At 66.9% G+C, this 17,241-nt stretch carries 13 protein-coding genes; 1 reads left to right on the plus strand and 12 read right to left on the minus strand.

The window, feature by feature from the left end; all coding sequences use genetic code 11:
- Positions 1–219 precede the first annotated feature (219 nt).
- From mobF to ssb, 3 genes are all read right to left on the minus strand, one after another.
- The gene (mobF, locus tag AB0M14_RS15750) at positions 220–4,776 is read right to left on the minus strand and encodes a MobF family relaxase (protein WP_364994628.1); all 4,557 of its coding nucleotides are present in this window, start codon (positions 4,774–4,776) and stop codon (positions 220–222) included.
- A 609-nt stretch (positions 4,777–5,385) separates the two neighbouring features.
- Positions 5,386–5,715, minus strand: a complete 330-nt coding sequence (locus AB0M14_RS15755) for a hypothetical protein (protein WP_364994630.1) — start codon at positions 5,713–5,715, stop codon at positions 5,386–5,388.
- Between the two features lie 262 nt (positions 5,716–5,977).
- Positions 5,978–6,469 (minus strand): single-stranded DNA-binding protein, encoded by a 492-nt coding sequence (ssb, locus tag AB0M14_RS15760; RefSeq protein ID WP_364994633.1) that lies wholly within the window; start codon positions 6,467–6,469, stop codon positions 5,978–5,980.
- Positions 6,470–6,954: 485 nt separating this feature from the next.
- Here ssb and AB0M14_RS15765 point away from each other — a divergent pair, with 485 nt between their 5' ends.
- Complete coding sequence (locus AB0M14_RS15765; RefSeq protein ID WP_364994635.1) at positions 6,955–7,179, plus strand: hypothetical protein; 225 nt, start codon at positions 6,955–6,957, stop codon at positions 7,177–7,179.
- A gap of 46 nt (positions 7,180–7,225) precedes the next feature.
- Here AB0M14_RS15765 and AB0M14_RS15770 read toward each other — a convergent pair whose 3' ends face one another.
- The 9 genes from AB0M14_RS15770 to AB0M14_RS15810 form a co-directional block, all read right to left on the minus strand.
- Positions 7,226–8,119: a bifunctional DNA primase/polymerase gene (locus AB0M14_RS15770; protein ID WP_364994638.1), complete on the minus strand. Its 894-nt coding sequence runs from the start codon at positions 8,117–8,119 to the stop codon at positions 7,226–7,228.
- A 145-nt stretch (positions 8,120–8,264) separates the two neighbouring features.
- A complete protein-coding gene (locus tag AB0M14_RS15775) occupies positions 8,265–10,088 on the minus strand; it encodes a ParB/RepB/Spo0J family partition protein (protein WP_364994640.1) in 1,824 nt (607 codons plus the stop codon).
- 120 nt (positions 10,089–10,208) lie between these two features.
- Complete coding sequence (locus AB0M14_RS15780; RefSeq protein ID WP_364994643.1) at positions 10,209–10,430, minus strand: hypothetical protein; 222 nt, start codon at positions 10,428–10,430, stop codon at positions 10,209–10,211.
- Between the two features lie 56 nt (positions 10,431–10,486).
- On the minus strand, positions 10,487–11,719 hold the full coding sequence (locus tag AB0M14_RS15785) for a hypothetical protein (protein ID WP_364994645.1): 1,233 nt from the start codon (positions 11,717–11,719) through the stop codon (positions 10,487–10,489).
- Positions 11,720–11,778: 59 nt separating this feature from the next.
- The gene (locus AB0M14_RS15790; protein ID WP_364994648.1) at positions 11,779–12,366 is read right to left on the minus strand and encodes a hypothetical protein; all 588 of its coding nucleotides are present in this window, start codon (positions 12,364–12,366) and stop codon (positions 11,779–11,781) included.
- Positions 12,367–12,709: 343 nt separating this feature from the next.
- Complete coding sequence (locus tag AB0M14_RS15795) at positions 12,710–13,333, minus strand: hypothetical protein (RefSeq protein ID WP_364994650.1); 624 nt, start codon at positions 13,331–13,333, stop codon at positions 12,710–12,712.
- 155 nt (positions 13,334–13,488) lie between these two features.
- The gene (locus AB0M14_RS15800; RefSeq protein ID WP_364994652.1) at positions 13,489–14,928 is read right to left on the minus strand and encodes an ATP-binding protein; all 1,440 of its coding nucleotides are present in this window, start codon (positions 14,926–14,928) and stop codon (positions 13,489–13,491) included.
- Positions 14,925–15,881, minus strand: coding sequence for a DNA-processing protein DprA (gene dprA / locus AB0M14_RS15805; protein ID WP_364994655.1), 957 nt, complete (start codon positions 15,879–15,881; stop codon positions 14,925–14,927). The genes AB0M14_RS15800 and dprA overlap by 4 nt, the downstream gene beginning before the upstream one ends.
- Complete coding sequence (locus AB0M14_RS15810) at positions 15,878–16,975, minus strand: DUF4192 family protein (protein ID WP_364994658.1); 1,098 nt, start codon at positions 16,973–16,975, stop codon at positions 15,878–15,880. Before AB0M14_RS15810 ends, dprA begins: the two co-directional genes overlap by 4 nt.
- Positions 16,976–17,241: the final 266 nt, after the last annotated feature.

A 17,241-nucleotide genomic window follows, 5' to 3' on the forward strand; every position in this document is an offset into this window, starting at 1 on the left:
CCCCTGCCACCCGCGTGTGCAGGGCCACCGCGCTCGCGAAGCCGGCCGTCCCACGACGCTGCGCAGTCGAAATCGTCTGCGTTCCTAGAGAATAAACGGCGAGCGGCCGTTATCCGGTTGTGCGAGGGTCGTTGTCGGGGCGATCGCGGTTCAGAGCTCAGGTGTTGTCCTAAATCCGGTGAAACCGGACACGGTAAGCAGTTCCGGGACTGGCGCAGTTCACCGGAGTGGGCGACGTGGTTGCTGCGTCGGAACCGTCCCGCGACGGTAGCGGCGCTGTAAGCGGGATGTCCGTGCCTGCGTGCCGACGCCTTCTCGTTCGTTCTGAGCAGGATGAGGATGGTCCGGGTGCGTCCGTGGTGGAGCAGCTGTGGGTGAGTCGACAGCTGCAAGTTGCGCCTGTCCCACCTCGATTCGGCGGTGTAGTTCGCAGACGAAGTCCAGCAGGCTCGCGTCTCGGCTCGGATAGTCGGGAATGTGATGGTGGCGTAGTGAGGTGTGGGGGATGCTGAGGCTGAGTGTCGCCGTGCCGAGCTGGCCGACGAGTTGCTGGCTGGTTTCGTCTCCGTCGGACTGGTTCGGGTTGGGAAGCATGTGCGCTGTCCGGTAGATGGGTTGGTTGTAGTTGCTGATCCATTCGTCGGTGCGTCGTCGGAGTTCGAGGGCTGGGTCTCGGGTTTCGGCGAGGGATTCACCGTCGTCGGTGTAGTTGTTGGTCGCGATCGCGGTGAGCAGGGTTGTGGTGTCGAGGTTTTCGGCGTGTGCGGCTGCCAGGTCATCGAGGAGTCCTCGCCAGTGTCTTGAGGTGGTCGCGAGCCGGTAAAGCGCCGCGGGCAGCGCCCGGTAGAGGTGGTGTTCGGTGTGGCCGTCGATGAGTTGCTTGATGTAGTACTGGTAGTCGCGGTGCATTCGTTCGATCCAGGCCGGACTGGGCAAATCCGAATCCGATGTAACCGCACCAGCTTCGTCATCGCTGGTGGTGATGACCCCGGAGAGCTCGGCGGGCGTTCCAGTGTCTTCGGCTGTCGCGGATCCAGGTAGAACGGCATCGGCGGTAGGTGTCAGGATGCGGCGCCTAAGCTCACGCGCGTAGGTGTCGAGTTCGATGTCGGTCCCGGGGCACGTGCTTGGGACCGGCGGGCAGGCCGCCTCGCACGGGGCATCGCGCAACGCGCGGAATCGTGAGGGCAAAGCCAGCACCGCAGCGGAGTTCGTGTCCAGGAATGAACGCAGCACGACGGAGTGCTCGGCGCGGCCGAGCGTTTCCACGGCGGTGAGGACCATGGGGGTCGGGGTCACGGGAAGGTGCTGACGGACCCAAAGGTCAGCTCGTGCGCGCAGGACCGCGGCCGGATCGTGGGCGCTGGCCAGGGTCTCTCCCAGGTCTTGATAATTGTTGGTGGCAATCGCGGTCGCGAGTGCGCCGGTGTCGAGCCGATGGGCGTCGGCCAGGGCCAGAGTGTCGCGGAGTTCGCGATATTTCGACGACTGTTTCGCGAGGTGGAACAGGTAGACCGGTAGCGCGCGCTCGAGGTGATAGTCGACAAAGTTGTCGGCCAAGACCTCGTGGGTCTGGCGGTAGGCGGCGTGGGTGCGGAGGTCGGCGGCGGCTTGCTCGACGCGCATGACGTCGTGGGCGGAGAGGTTGTCGTCGTCGCGGGACAGGACGCGTGCGAAGCAGCGAAAGGGTTCGCTGGGGTCGTCGGGCTGCTGGTCACCGGAAATATCGACCAAGGTGTCGGTGGCCAGGAACAGGTGGTTGTGCTCGGTCGCGCGGGTCAGACCGACGTAAGCCAGGGCGCGGCCGAGGGTTTCGTTGAGCAGGGTGTAGGCGCGGCGCACGGTCATGCCTTGGGCGCGGTGCACGGTGGTCGCGTAGCCGAGTTCGACGTGTTCACGAATGTAGTCCGGCGGCAGCACGACTCGGCCGCGGTGGGTGGTGCCGGTGGCGGTGATCGAGCCGTCGTGATGGACGCGGTGGATCCGCCACAGGTCACCGTTGTCGATCTGGGTGCCTTTTCGCCGTCCGCCCATGACGCGCAGATGGGGATTGTTGCATCGGGTGACGATCATGTCGCCGCGATATCCACGGTGCCCGTCCGACAACACCACTCGGCCCCCGCTGTCACGGACTGTACCGGTGGCCAGGTGGGCGGCTTGGGCGGCGGCATTGAGGACCGAGACGTCGGCGAGGGTGGCCGCGATCATGATCGCTGGGATTCCGGCGCGAGTGTCGGTGAGGTAGCGGTCGAGAATCTCAGTGCGCAGTTGGTCGCTCATGCCGTGGGTGACGCGGCCGTTCGATTCGTAGAACTCCCATGCTTTTTCGGCGTTGCCGGCGCGTACGGCGAGGGTGGCGGCGGCTTCTTGCGGATCTTCGAACCGCACCAGGGCCGTGAGTTCGGGGGAGCAGTTGTCGCGGGCGATGGTGCGGATGATGCCGCCGGCTTCGACGGCGGCTAGTTGTTCGGGGTCACCGACACACCGGATGACCGCGCCGTGTTCGGTGGCGAAGGCGAGGAGTTCGTCGAGGTCGGCGGTGGCGGCCATGGCGGCTTCGTCGACGAGCAGCATCGTGCCCGGCACAGCTCCGGTGGGCCAGTTGTAGCGGGCTTGGACGAGGAGTTTGCGGATGGTGTGGGCTGGAGCGTTGATCGCTTTGCCCAGTTCGCGGGCCGCCGCGGCGGAGGGGGCGAGGGCGATAATGTTGCGGCCGCTGCGTGCCCAGGCGTCGGCGACGGCGGCCATCATGGTCGTCTTACCGCTACCGGCCGGGCCGATCGCGACCGTGAATTGCGTTCCCGTCGTGCACAAGTAGTGCACGATCGCCTGCTGGCCGGCGTTGAGTTCGCGTCGCTGACGGCGGGAACGGGCGAGCGCTCGGCGGACGGTGCGGTCAGGCAGGATTTCGGCGGTCGGTGTTCGGGCCGCGTCCATGAGTCGCTTTTCGGCGTCGAGGACGGCTTGGCTGGTCCAGCGGTTGGCGCCGGTGACGGTGAAAACGGACTCCCCGTTCGAGCGTGCGAGTGCGGTCGGGGTGGGGTCAGGGTCGATGCTGAGCTGCAGGCTGTGCTCGTCCCGGATGAGCCCGGTCGTGGCTTCGACGGCGTCGCGCAAGCCGGTGTCGTCGTCGAACACGCAGACCGCGAGCCGGTCCTCGACCGCGGAACGAATGTTGGCTTCGGTCCAGGTGGCGCGGCGGCGGGCGATGATCTCGCAGACCTCGACCGCGATCGTCTCCGGTTCATAGATTTCGCGCCGGCGCGCGGTGCAGGTCTGCTCGATCCTGGCCAGCACGCTGTCGTCGGGCCCGTTCACCAGGGTGGCTCGCAGCGCGGTCACCGCGCGGGTACGCGCGCCGGGTGTGTCGAAGACGCAGCGACGCAGTCGATTTGCGAGGGCGTCATCGAGGCCGGCAGGGGGAGCGGCCAGCAGCTGTTCGGCGCCACCGAGCTCGACGCCGACAGCAACCAGGATCTCGTCGTGGTCGAACGGTCGCGGAGCCTCCGGGTCGGTGTGTAGCTGACGGAGACGGTCGACGAAGTGGGCACCGCGACGGCCGAAGACCGCGGCGAAACGGGTCTCCCATTCGTCGAGCATCGCCCCCAGCGTTTTCTGCAAGGGTTTCGCCGAGCGGGTCTCGAGCGTCGCTTGCTGGGCGAGCCGGTACTGGGTGACGGTGCCGGGGTTGCGGCCGTTGTGGGTGGCTCGATAGTCGGCGACGAGCTGTTCCAGGCGTGCAACGATGGTGGGGCGGCGGGAGAATTCGTCGACCATCGCTGCGGTGACTCCGACGACTTCCAAGACGGGTTGTTTGCCGCGACCCCGGGCGCGTTCTTCGAATCGGAATCCGAGCCGGCGGCGGATCTTGGCGGCGACGGTGGCGTTGTAGCGCGAGGACAGCGACACCGCCGCGGCATAGAGTGAGCGCGCGTCCAGCGCCGACCAGGTGCCGTCGACACCGCAGACCTTGCCTGAAATGACCGCGTGCGTATGTGGATTCGGGTCACCGGCGCGGTTGTCGAAATGATGGAACGCGGCGACGATCAGCCCGGTCGCGTCGATTTGCATGACCCCGTTGTGACCGCGCCGGGTCACCGCGTAACGGGTTTCGGCGAAGGCCAGGACCTCCTGGACGGCTTCGAGATGGCACGCCCAGATCTGTTCGCGGATCTCCGGCGAGGCCAATCCCCACAGGATCGAGATCGATTTGGCCGGTGTGAAGACGCAATCGAATCCGGCGACAGCCTTGCGCGAGTTGGCCTTCTCAGCAGTCAGTGCGGCCTGGACCTCTGCCGTGTGCGGTGGCCGGCCGAGTTCGGCGGCGAGGTGCTGATGGGTGGCGTCGGTGCGCAGGACGGTGCGTTCGTCCCAGGACGGGCGGCGGTGTTCGGTCGCGACGAATCGATCGACCGCGAGGTTGTAGAGGTCGGCGATCGGTGACGGTTTGCTGGAGAATTCATAGAACATGCGCCCGAGTTGCGAATCCGCGATCGCTTGCTTCGCAGATTTCCCGGAAGCGATCGCGGCGGCGATTATGGCGTCGGCGTCCGGATGTAATCCCTCGCCGAACAATGCCTGCATTTGTGCTTCGGTGATGGTCCCGGACAAACCGAGCTGCGCCGCACCGCGTCCCATCCACTTCCCGGCAGGGGTGCCGTGTTCGGTGTAGTAGGCGGTGAGGTCGCGGGTGCGATCACGCAGCCGATCACCGCTGGCCACCTGCATGGTCAGGTACTCGTAGCCGTCGCCGGCGTGGAGGCGGTGAAGGGTCATCACCCTTTCCGGAATAGCGCGGAAAACGCCGCCGGTAAATCATTACTCCGGAGTAGGCATGGTGATGCAAGAGGTGTGATCGGTAAATGAAAGGAACCCCATATGGGGAGTGGCGCAACCGATCCGGACAGGATTGCTGAGGTGACGGAATGAATGCGATCGTGGAACGAGAACACGAAATGGAACCAGCAGAGCTGGGAACGAGAGTGAATTCCTGGCACACGCTCAGCCGCGCGGACGCGCGGCGATGAAGGAGGTGGCGGAATGGAGAAGGTAACCGCACGGAAATGGGCACGCGCTGCGGTGGCCCGGCAGCTGGCCGAGGCGACCCGAGTGGCGCGCGCCAACGAAGCCGACCTGGTGGAGTTCGGCCGCCATCAGACGAAGCTGGAGCGGGCCGCGAAGCGACGGGACACAGTGATCGACGCGGCGGCAACACGATACGAACAGACCGCCGCGGACGCGCGCGCCGCGCAAGGTGCGGCGCTGGCGCGCCTACGGGAACGGGGGATGGCGGATCAGCGGATCCGCGAGATCACCGGTGTCGACCGAAAACAGCTGCGCGCGCTGCTCGAGGCGGGCGCAGCCACTTCGAGCCGACAGGCTCGTTCACGGCAGGGTGCGTCGTCGGCGAACGACGATGAGACTGCGGCGGGGCCGCGTCCAGGCCAGGCCGGGCAGGCTGAAGAACCGCAACGCGATCACCGAGGCCCACGCCCCGTGCTTGAACGCCCACGCCCAATGCCCGGCCAGCCACACCACGACACCGAAACCTAACCACGCCAGCTTGTCCGGCAGAGCACGCTCGGGCAGGAACGCGATCGCAGCCAGCGAGTCCACGGTCAGCAGGAACCCGGCGATACGGGCCAGACCCGGAAACCCCCACCACAAGACCAGGCAGGCCAACACAGCGAAAGCGATGAGGCTGAACAAACCCATGACCGAACTCCTTCTGGACGTGAAACGGCTTGCGGGAAGAGAGGATCGTCCGGGCGCGGGCCAGCGCCGTTGCTGGCCCTGCCGACCTCGTTGTCGGTGCCGGACGTTCGGGTGGACAACCCCGCCGTGGACCCCGGGTCACGAGGTGACAGCGGGGCCGTGACCCCGAGACGAATGAGTGGAGGAAAACGAGTGGCGCGCAGTCTCACGGGGTGGATCGGGGGTGCCGGGCGTGACCTGGACGCCCGGCACCCCTGATGCTCTAGAACGGAGCCACGGCCCCCGTCCCGGCGAGCGCGGGCTCGGACTTGGGGCTGCGGGGCCGCTTGCGGGCGCTGGTGCCGGTGGCCTTGGCGGGGGTCCGCTGCTTGTCCGGTTCGGGCGCGGCGGCGCTGGCGGGCTCGCCCATGGTCGCCGTGGCGTAACGCAGCGAGGGCGCGATCTCATCGGCGATCACCTCGGTCGAGGTACGGCGCACGTCCTCGCGGTCGGTGTACTCGCGCTGCTGTATCCGCCCGTACACGATCACCCGATCCCCGCGGTCGAGGCTGGCCGCCATGTTCGCGGCCAACTCACCGAACGCGGTGCAGCGCATGAAGACCGTGTTCCCGTCGCGCCATTCACCGTTGCGGAACACGCGAGTGTTCTGGGCGACGGTGAAGGCGATGAACGCGGACTTCTCCGGGGTGCCCGCGTAGTAGTCCGGCTTCGCGGTGAGGTTGCCCATGACGGTGATGAAGATTTCTCCGGCCATGACTGATCACTCCTTGAGATCGAGGATTTATTGGTCTCGACCGACCCCCCGTTTCCCCACCCAGAATGGGTGGTTCTGTGGGGCTGTCGATCTGGGCACGGGTTATCGGGGGTGTGCCGGGCTCGCCGGCGGGGGTTCTGCGGCGCGGGGTGGGGGCGGCCTGAGCGCCAGCGAAGGCGCGTCCCCACGCGGTGGCGCAGGTTCATCGGCGGTTCACCCGGCATGCCCCTGATCCGCTGGCAACAGATCGACCGACCCACAGGAACGCCCGAATCTTCTCCTCATCCCCACTGCACAGGCCCGGAACTGAAAGGTCGTCGCAAACTCCGGCCAAATCTCATTCGCACGCCGAGGTTGAACGGCGGTCCAGGGGTTTGCGGATAAAGAAGTGGAATCGAGATCGCCGCTGCAGAGCGCGCTCAATAAAATGGAGTCGCGTTCGCTAATTCCATCCATGCAGTCTCTGACAAGCGGAGGTGGTCGATATGCGTTCACGGCACTACTGCGCGGCACTCGCGTCAGCTCTCACCTGCACTGCCCTGATGTTCGCCGGTGGCCCCGCGCAGGCCCAGCCCCCACCCCGCCCGGGACAAGCGTGCTCGGTCGAGGGAGCCACGACCCGCGACGCGCAGGGTCGCACGATGTGGTGCAACCCGATGATGACCGGAACCCGCGATCTGGTCTGGCAGTTGCGACCCGCCACCGGCTGACCACGCAGCGCTACGGCCTCAGGTTGACGCGAAACCCGGACGGTCCTCAGACCTGGGCCGGGTCGGAGCTGATGGCTGAGGAATCGATCCGCCGGGGCCGGTCGGCTCCGAGCTTGAATGCACTGGTGATGGTGCGCTCGACCTCGACTGCGGTGAACCCGTCGGTGCCGATGTGTCGGGCTGCCGCCGTTACCAGCGCTCGGCGGGTGTCGTGTTCGTCGAGTTCCCCACCTGCCACCAGGCGGCCCAGCGTGAACGCGGCCCGAAACAGGCTGTGGTTGCGGGTGCCGACGCGCGCGGCGGTGACGGTGTGGAGCTCGCTGGTGAGGATGGCCGTGAGGTATCTACCCGGCTGATGTGGCGGTTCGACCGGGCCGTGGGCGGGCGGAGATGGTGAGGATTGGAGCTGGTGGCGCAGCCAGGCGGGGAGCTGGCGGGCAGGGCGCGGGTCGAGTATCCGGTAGCTGCCCGCGGTGGTGCGGGATTCGGCTGCCACGATGTAGCCGCCTCTGCCACGGGAATCGATTCCCGCACCGAGGCGACCCACGGTGCAAGAGGGTGCCTCACCGTCACCCACCCGGTAATACAGGTGCCGGCCGCCCGAGGGTGTGGCCACGGTGTAGGTGAACAGCGAGCGCGTGGCGTGGGCGGCGGCGGCCAGGTCAGCGAGCAGCTGCCAGCTCGCAGGGTCCGCGCCGCGCGCGGCGCGGTGGTCGAGGGTGTCGAGGTCGATGACCAGCAGCCCGCTGGGCTCGGTCGCGACCGCGATGTTGTAGGCCGGGTTGTGCGCCCACCACTCGCGGATCTCGATTGGATCGGTGCTCGCCTGCTGAGGCCAGTGCTCGACGGCCGGGGTCTTGGCCCCGGGACGCAGCGGAAAGACGAACCAACCACGCGCGGCGGCGGCCAACGCCGCGTCGCGAAGTTCCTGAGCGGGCATGATCGAAACCTCTCATTTACGGACTGGGCCGCCGCCGGAGAAAGCCAGCGAGAGGCGGCGAGGAATTCGAGCACCTACTGACATTCGCACCCAGGGCGGCAGATGAAGGCGCGTGATCATCTGCCGCCAGGGTGCGAAGGATGCTCTACTTCGGTGTGATGTCGATGGCGTCGGCGGAGATCTGGCCGCAGGCCGCGCGCTCGACCCCGTGCAGTTCGTAGCCGAGCTCGGGCAGGAACTCCAGGTAGTGCTTGACCCGGCGGTCGACGTAGCCCCAGCAGCTCTTGCTGGTGGTCGACTCGTAGGTGCCCAGGATCAGGCCGAGCAGCAGGACCTGGCAGCGTGCGGGTTTGGCCGATTCGATCGCCTTCTCGAACTCCGGTCGCCAGCCCTTGATCCCCAGCAGAACCATGGCGGTTTTGAACGCGTCATGGGTGTCGAGCAACGAGGCATCGGTGCTCATCGACTGCAACACGAACTTGATGGCCGCCGCGAACGAACTCTGCCGTGCCAGCCATTTGGTCAAGAACTCCATGCGCGCCGCCTTCGCAGCCGCGCCTTGCTTGTCGAGCTCTTCGCGCCGCTGCTCGGCCCGGCGGAGCGCTTCCTTCTTGGCCGCAGCGGCCTCCTCGGCCAACCGCGCCGCCTCGACCCGCCTGGCCTCGGCCTGGGCGCGGGCCGCTTCGGCCTCGACGCGGGCGGCCTCTGCGGCTTCCGGATCTATCTCGGGCTCGGGGTGCTCGGGGACGCCCTCGGTCTGCGCCGGGTCCACGATGCTCGTACCGCCCGGCACTATCACCTGGCCGGAGTCCTCGTCATCACCAGTCGAGGCCAGGTCGGGGTCGGGCTCCTCCACCACCGGGGTGGGGAAGTGCAGGCCGGCGGCTTCGAGTTCGTTGGCGGGCAGGAAGAACTCGGGTTGCCACCGATCGCGGCGCTCGACCTCGCGGGCGTGCCGTTTGCCTTCGGCGGGTGTGGAGTCGGGCTTGCGCTCGGTGCTCCAATCCACTGTTGCCTCATCGACGGTTTCGCCGGTTTCACGATCGACCACCTCACCGTCTTCGACCGAGTCGCAGAAGACGATCCACCGCGTCGGGTCGGCCATCACCTGCTCGACCCCGACCGGCTGATCGTCGGCGGTGAGCAGGTCCTCGTAGTAGATGTAATCCGGATCGGGTTCGGAGCCGTCGGGCCACTCGGTGACCACGCCGAGGCCCGCGAGCGCGTAGGGCAGCGCGGCCGCGAGCATGGCGCGGGCCGCTTCACGATCCTGGGCGATCCGATGGGCTTGGAAGGAGAAGTCGCTGCGCTGGCAGCTGGTGAGCCGGTTGACGGCCTCGGTGTCGCCGACGCTGTCGTATTCGGCGATCAGCGCGGCCTGCTCGAAGTCGAGCTGATCGGCATCGACCAGATTCCGGGCAGTTCGGGATGCGCCGACCTTGCCGGCCAGTTTGATCGCCCCGGTCTTGGTTTGCAGCTCCTCGGCCAGCCGCGTCGCCGAGGCCCCCAAGTCCAGAGCCAGCGCGATTCCCGCGGCCCGGTCACCATCGGTGAGCGCGATACGCCGGTCGTTGATGGTGATCTGGGAGATCACGCGCTTGATCTCGGCTTCCTTTTTCGCCAGCTCGGCCGCCGGTGCGATCCAGACCGGGATCTGCGCGCAATCCAACGCCAACGCGGTCAGGGTGCGGACCTGGCCGTCGATGACATAGATGCCGTCGGGTTTGCGTTCGGCCAGGATCGGCACCAGCACACCGTGGCGGCTGATGGATTCCAAGTACTCCGGGTAATCACCCAGATCAAAGGACTCACGGACATTGTCGTCCACCCGCAACTCGGCAGGGCTCAGAAACAGCGCCTCGACCCCGGCCGTCACGGCGGAGGTCGGCGGCTGGCTGGGAGTGGGTTGTGCTGTCGCAACGGTGGCTTCGAGGTCGGACACCGCGACGGTGTCGGTTGCAGTCGACATAGGTTGCTCCTCAACGAAAGTCGGGCAGGAACCCGCGCAGCCCACGCTGCTCGAGTTCCTGCCCGGGATGGGAAGGGGATCGCTGCCCAGGCGAGCCGGACAGCGGGAGAACGATTGCTGCTAGCGGGTCTTGCGGGGCCGGGGCGCGACGTTGACCGGGTCGAAGCGCAGCACGCCTTCGACGGTGAGCAGGGTCCAGAACTTGCCCTGCCAGTCGCGGCGGCGCTTGCGCCAGTCCGCCAGCGCCTTCTTGTCCAGGCCGGTGGTTTCCCCGGCGCTGCCGAGATGCTGACGCCGGTCGAACTCGGCGCGGGTGATGGTGTCGGTGACGGGTTCGGACATGAGGTGAGAATCCTTTCCTGCGAACGGAATCCGGGAAGCGAAGAACCGAGATGTGATCAGGCCATGGCCATCGCGCTGAGCGCGAGATCGTCGAGCAAGTCAGCGCGGTCGGGGTCGGGCAGGGTCTGGGAGTAGCTGGTGACCGCGTTGGCGATCCCGGCGCCGGTGAGCTGCCCGCCGGCCACGAAATGCGCCAGAATCCCAGAACGCTCGGACTCGCTGAACCCGAGATTCTTGGCGATGACCTCGATGGTCTTGTCCGGCTGCGAAATCGGTGTCGTGGCGGCGTCTTCGAGTTCGGCGACCCGCTCGCCCAGGAACTGCGGCGAGAGCCACTCACCGACCTTGTCGCGGGTCTCGGCGGTGATCACCGCCAGCCGTTTACGTAGCGTGTCCTGCGACCACCCCACCGCCCCGAGCTCGAGCTTGTCGCCGAGATGACGCTTGGTGAACGCGAACATCGGCAACGTGAGCCCGTTGCCGCAGATCTGGATGACCAGCTCAGGCTTCAATGTCAGTGCGTGATGGCCGGTTTCGCTGTTGGAGAACCGGAACCCGGCGAAGACCACCGGCTCACTGCCCGGCGCGTAGCCTTGGCCTTCGCCAGCGGCCAGTGACCGCAGCGACCCGATGCTGCCCGCAACGCGCTGGCGTTCGGCCTCGAGGTCGGGATTGGCGAACGGGTTGCGGTAGTCACGCAGGAAATGCGGGGCCAGCGCCGCCACACCGGGGGAGTAGACCTTGCACCGCAGCGCGGTCTCGCTGAGATCACATGAGCGGAACTGGGCCTGGTCATCGGCTTGGCGGATCCCGTCCATGACCGCGGTGAGCAGATCGAGATTGTCGACGATGCCGTAACGGTCGGACAGAAACGCCCGCACCACCCCGGCCTGCCCCGGAGTGTTGGAGGTGAACAGGCGCAGCAGAAACTGCCGGGTATCCGGCTCGGCGGGGGTGTCCGGGTGCGGTCGGCCGTGCAGCCAGCCGTTGACGTTGGCGTCGTAGAGGTCGAGACGGTCCTGCTCGCGCAGCTTGCGCAGGTAGCGGACCGGGATATCGAGTTTGGCGGCAACCTGGGAATCGGCCGCCGCGGTCGGCAGGTAGAGGCCGTCGATCGGGGTGACTCCGCGTTCGTCGACGGCGGGCTCGACACCGGACAACTCGATCAAACCCTCGCGGGCGTGCACCGCCGTGGCGGGCGCGACGACATCGATCTTGGTGGCCTGCTGGGATTCGAGCAGGGTGAGCATGTCACGCAGCGTGGCGTGACGGACAGTCGTAACAGACATCGAAAATCCTTTCTGTGCAATGGATTACGAGCAGAAGACACCTGTTCGTGGCGGCGGGGTTATTCGCTAGCTCCGGCCTGGTTGCGCAGGGAGGTGAGCAGTGCGTAGGCGGCTTCCTCGGCCGCCTTGGCGGTGCGCAGCCGCTGGTAGTGAGCGCTGCGGCGGATGGCCATCACCTGGTCGCGGTGGGTGAGGCGCTCGCTGTGCCGGCTGGCGCGCTCGTAGCGGTATTCCGCGACCCGCAGGTCGGTGAAGAACTCGGCCGCGATCGCCTGCACCAGATCGCAGACCGCCTCCCGGGTGTCCTGCGGTTTGCGGATGAGTTCGCGGCTGTAGTCGGTGATCAGATAGCCCGATTCGCCGAGCAACTCGATCTGGTGGCCGAAACGCAGCCCGATCCAGTCCGGGTAGAACGCGACTGCGCACTCCACCGTGCCCAGCCATTCGCGGTCCACGGTCAGCCCGAAGCACCGGAACCTGGCCGCCGGACGCGCCTCACGGTGCCCGTCGACCAGGATGTGATGCTCACGCAGGTCCACGAACACCTGCCCCTGCATCGGGAAATCGTCCGTGCGGAACAGCTGATACGTCGCACCGTGATCGGTGGAATGCTTGCGGGGGAACTCGGTGAAAGCGGGAACGGACATGAGAAGTCCTCTCTGAGGGATGAATTGGGATGGACGCATCCCATGCATGAGCAGCCGCGCGAAATCGGCTCGGCTGTAACTGGATTCAGCACGTTCGATAGCGCTGTGGCCGGGGTCGGTGGGGCGCACCACGCACACTGCGGCGAAAGCGGGGACGGTCAAGCCGAACCGGATGAATCCCGCCCCAGTGGCGAGGGGAAATGCGAATGAGCGGGGCCGCGAACGGCTTGACCGTGCCCGCTGCCGGGGTAGCGTGTGCCCGCCCCACCGACCCGGCCGCACGCCTTGCCCTCGCCCCGCTTGGACTAGATAGTCCTGACGGGGCCGTTGGCAACGATGGGTGTCAGCCCAGGTCGAGTGTCAGTTGGCTGCTGGCTCGGGAGTAGAGGCAGTCGACAGCTTCGCTGTGATGTAGTCCGGCGCAGATGATTTCGGAGAGCCGGCGCTCGGCGACCTTGAGCTGGTTGCGGGCGAAGCGCTCATTGTCATCGATGCGGGACTTCTCCAGGGCTTCGTGATTTGCGCTGGCCTGCGCCAGCTCAGGCCAGCCCGGGAACCCGGCGACCCGCCACATCCGCAGATACAAGCCCACCGCCGAAGACCGCAACGGGCTCAACTGACTGACTTGCAGTAGCGCGCAACAGATCTCGGCTGCCGTGCCCGGGCGGGTGTCCTCGCCGGCGGCGACCCGGTCGAGCAGCTCGCGGCAGTGCGATCGATACACGAACTCGGTCTCCATCCGCTGATGCGTCGAAGCAAGCAATGAGAAGCTGTGGAAAAGACGATCGGAATGCTCGGGATGCCGCGCGCGGGTCTTGTCGATCTCTTCCTCGGCCCACGCCATGGTCTCGAAGCTCATGCCCAGAGCGCTACCGAAATTCTCGCCCAGCAGGGCAGAACAGGCGGCGAGGCCCTTCGCGAAAGCCGCAGTGTCAACGAATCTCACGGCAGGGTCAGTCGTGGTCATCGAAAGATTTCCTTCCTCTTGAGAAATCGCCGCCCCGACGCCGGACGCCCTGCCCCGGAGACAGAAAGGCTCGCCGGCCGCGAAAGCGGCAAACGGGCCTATACCGGACGACGATTGGTTTGGACGTCGAGATTGCGCTCGGGGTGGCTGGTAAGTCAGCTGGTCGCGGAGTGACGCAGTCCGAGGGCCGTGTCGAGATCACCGGTGCTCGGTATGGTCGCACCGCGTAGATCGCATACCGTCCACGCCACCGCCAGCAGCCGTGCGGCCTGGTGCGTGGTGCAGATCGCGTGCTCGATCAGAGAGTCGAGATATCGCAGCACCTCGGAATCGGGCCCAGTCGCTTCCCGCAAAACCGCCACTGGCACTTCGGCATTCGACGCTGCGCCGAGCCTTGACCAGCGTTGGCGTGCCACCTCCCGCGCTTCAGTCACCCGGGCGCGGCCGGGTACCTGGCTGCCTTGGTATGGCCACACCGCGGCGGGTTCGATCCACACCCGAAGATCGACCCGTGTCTCGATCTCCGAAGGCCAGGCCCATCTCCTGGAACCGCAGCGGTGACCGATCTGGTCGCGCTGGCGCGCAGAACAGGTGCACACATGGTCGGTCAAGACCAGGTTGAGCGAGGCGGGGTAGATCGGGCGCAGCGTCTGGCCGCGGTAGTCCTGGCTGAGCTCGATACTGTGGTGATCGATCAGGTGCGCCAGCACGGGGGTGGCTTTGACGGGGAAGTGGGCGAGCTCGGTGCACACCAGTACGCCGCGGTGTGCCCGGATCATCGTTTCCCGTAGGGCTTTCGGCGAGATCGAGTGATGAGCGTGCACCAGCGGAGCCGCCGTCGGCAACGGCGCGACCCGGGTGACCTCTCGCTGCGTTCGCCACATCACCGCATCCAGTGCCTCTGAGGATCGAAGCGGCTCCAGCAGTGCGTGCAGATAGCCCGCGACCGCCTGCGTCGGCGCGTCCGCGCCACCGGACACCGCCAGCACGTGGCCACCGGCCGCCGCGATGACGGCGGCCTCACGAACCTTCGGATCGGCCGGTACCTGTACCCAACCTCTGCCTGGGGAGTAGTCGGGGCAGGAGCGGCGCAGCCATCGCACCACCGCGGCCAGGTTCGATGCCAGAAACACTTCGATGTCGGTGAACGCCGACAGGACACCGGCGTAGGCGGCTGGGACTACGACCCGCGCGAGTCCGGTCCGCTTGGCCGCCCACACCGCTTCGAGAAGGTCACCGCCGTGCAAGCGCCCATCGACATCGAACTGGCCGATGAACACCGTCTCGGCCAGCAGCGCCGAGGGCACCACCCCATCGGCGGCCAGGATAGTGACGGCCAGCGCGAGATCGTGTAGGCCGCTGCGCGCAACGGAGGTGTTGAGACCGGTCACCTGGGTTCGCTGGTGCGGATATCGCACGCCGCTGCCGGCGATCGCGGAGCGGACACGGTCGCACTGCTCGGGTCCGATCGCGATCATTGACGGCTCGCGGTCGTCGTCGGCGCGCGCGGTGATCACCGCGACGTCGTACTCCTCACCGGTGGCGACGATCGTCCACGTCCACACGCGCGGTCGGGCAGAGCTGGTGGCGGTCATCGGCTCGCCGCCGTGACCTCGGCGGCCACACCCCGAAGGCAGGAAAGCTCCGGGGCCGCAACCCCTCCCAGAGCCTCGATGATGTCGTAGGCGCTGGTGACCAGTCGCGCCTCTCCTTCGGCGATGAATCGGTGACACCCCTTCGACGCCTCGGAGTTGACTCGGCCGGGCACCGCGAAGACCAATGCACCGCAGCGCCCAGCCCAGCGCAGCGTGGACGCAGACCCCGAACGCAACCCGGCCTCCACCACCACGACCCCCGCACTGAACGCGGCGATCAACCGGTTGCGGTTCAAGAATTTGGAGCGGGTCACCCGCACCCCCGGCGGATACTCACTGACCACCAACCCCTGCTCGGCGATCCGGTCCAGCAGGTCCGCGTGCTGATTCGGGTAGGGCCGATCCAGCCCGCACGGCATCACCGCGATCGTCGGTCCCCCGGCCGCCAACGCGGCCTGATGAGCGCGCGCATCGATACCCAGCGCGGCACCGGAGATAACCGTCCACCCGTTCTCCGCCAGGCCGCCGGCGATCTCGGTCGCGACCCAGTTGCCGTAGTCGGTGCTGGCCCGCGCACCGACCACCCCGACCGAACTCGCGGTCAGAGCGTGCAACGAGCCGGTGCCACGGACCCACAACGCCAACGGTCGGGCATCGCCCGGGCTTTCCGAACCCGCCGGCAGACACGCCAGCGCCTCGCACGGCCATTCCTCGTCGTCGGGGGTTATCAAGCGGCCACCGAGACGCTCGACCTCCTCCAGCGCGCGGGCCGCGGACTCGAAACTGGCTGCCGTGAAATCGGATTCGCCGACTGGGATCCGCCCCGTCGCGATCCGGGTGGCGGCGTTGATCACGCCGATCTCGGCGACCAGGTCGGCCAACACGATCGAAGGGCCCGCCGCCGCACACGACAGCAACGCCCACGCCATTCGGCGATTATCCGCAGAACTCATGACAGTGCTCCCTTCACATCGCCGTCTTCGATATCCAGCTCCACACCCAGTTCCCTGGCCACCTCCACTCCTTCGCGGCAGATCTCCCGCATCTCCGCGCCGGTCATCGGCACCGTCCACGCGGCCTCGAGCAGCGGCACGATCCTCAAATGCGGGTTGGCGGCTTTCGCAGTCCGCAGCGCCCGCTGAGCCAACTCTCGATCGCCACGCACGTAAGCGGCCACCGCCAGCAAGACCGCGGCCTCGGCGCGCGCCAGATCCGGCAGCACCGGCACCAGCTGCGTCCACAACCGCTCGGATGCCTCGGCGTGGATGCTCAGCGGCAGCGCCACCAACGCATCCGACACCTGCGAAACAAGCAGGGCCACACCGATTTCCGCCATCGCGGTCACGTCGAGCATGTGCTCGGCGGGCTGGGTGACGACTTGCACCACGCGTTCGAGCTCGGCGCGGCGATGCTCAGTCATCAACCCTGCCTCCTCGGCGGTGCGGGCCCTTCGAATCACTTCGTTGAGAGCGATAAGAAAGGCGCTACCCACCCGTTCGAGGGTGCTGATATCGGCAACCGGCAGTGCCTGTACGACCCTCGAGTCCGCCAACCGCACCATCTGTACGTCCGCCGCGCCGTCCGGGGCGGGCAGGGCCGATCGAACCTGACCGCTGCGGACCGGCCCGAGCAGACTCCACCACTGGATGTCGGGCTCGATCCGCGCCACGGCCCACGCCCCGGCCAGGTCGGTGTCGATGGTGCGGCAATGCTGGTGGATCGAAGCCAGCAACAGTCTCGGCCAGCCGTGCTTGTTGGCCGCTGCGGTCGACCAGGTGGGGTAGGGGTCGACCAAGATGGCGAGTGCGGCTTTCACCTCGTCCTCGGCGCAGGCGCGGCTGATCAAGTGGGCCAGGTTGTTCTCGCATTGATAGATCGGGGTCGGCGGCAGCTCGACGGAGAAAGCCTTGATCACCAATCCGCCCAGCTTCGGACGGTCTCGCATTGTCACCATCAGCAAAGCTCGTTCAGGAATCGGATGTCCCAGCAGTTCGGGCACTATGGCGATCAGGTGGCCGGGGCTCTGGAAATGTCTCGTCGGATCCATGCGCTCTCACTCCTCGAATCAGGAAGGAAAACCCCGAAAACCGACCGACGCAGTAGATGTCGTGGTCTCGGGGTGGTGGGCGCAGCGCGTCGACATCGGCGGCGTGGTGGCCGGTCAACCGATACACCGGCGGCGGGAAGCCGGATCGGGGACTGTGTTCGCCGGACAGGGTGGTCTCGGGGCGGTTGACCGGTCGCGCCGCCGATGTAGCGTTGCGCCGGGCCACCACCCCGAGAACACGACCGCCCTTACTCTTCCAGCCTCGG

It is taken from the genome of Nocardia sp. NPDC051832, assembly GCF_040681285.1.
GTDB lineage: Bacteria > Actinomycetota > Actinomycetes > Mycobacteriales > Mycobacteriaceae > Nocardia.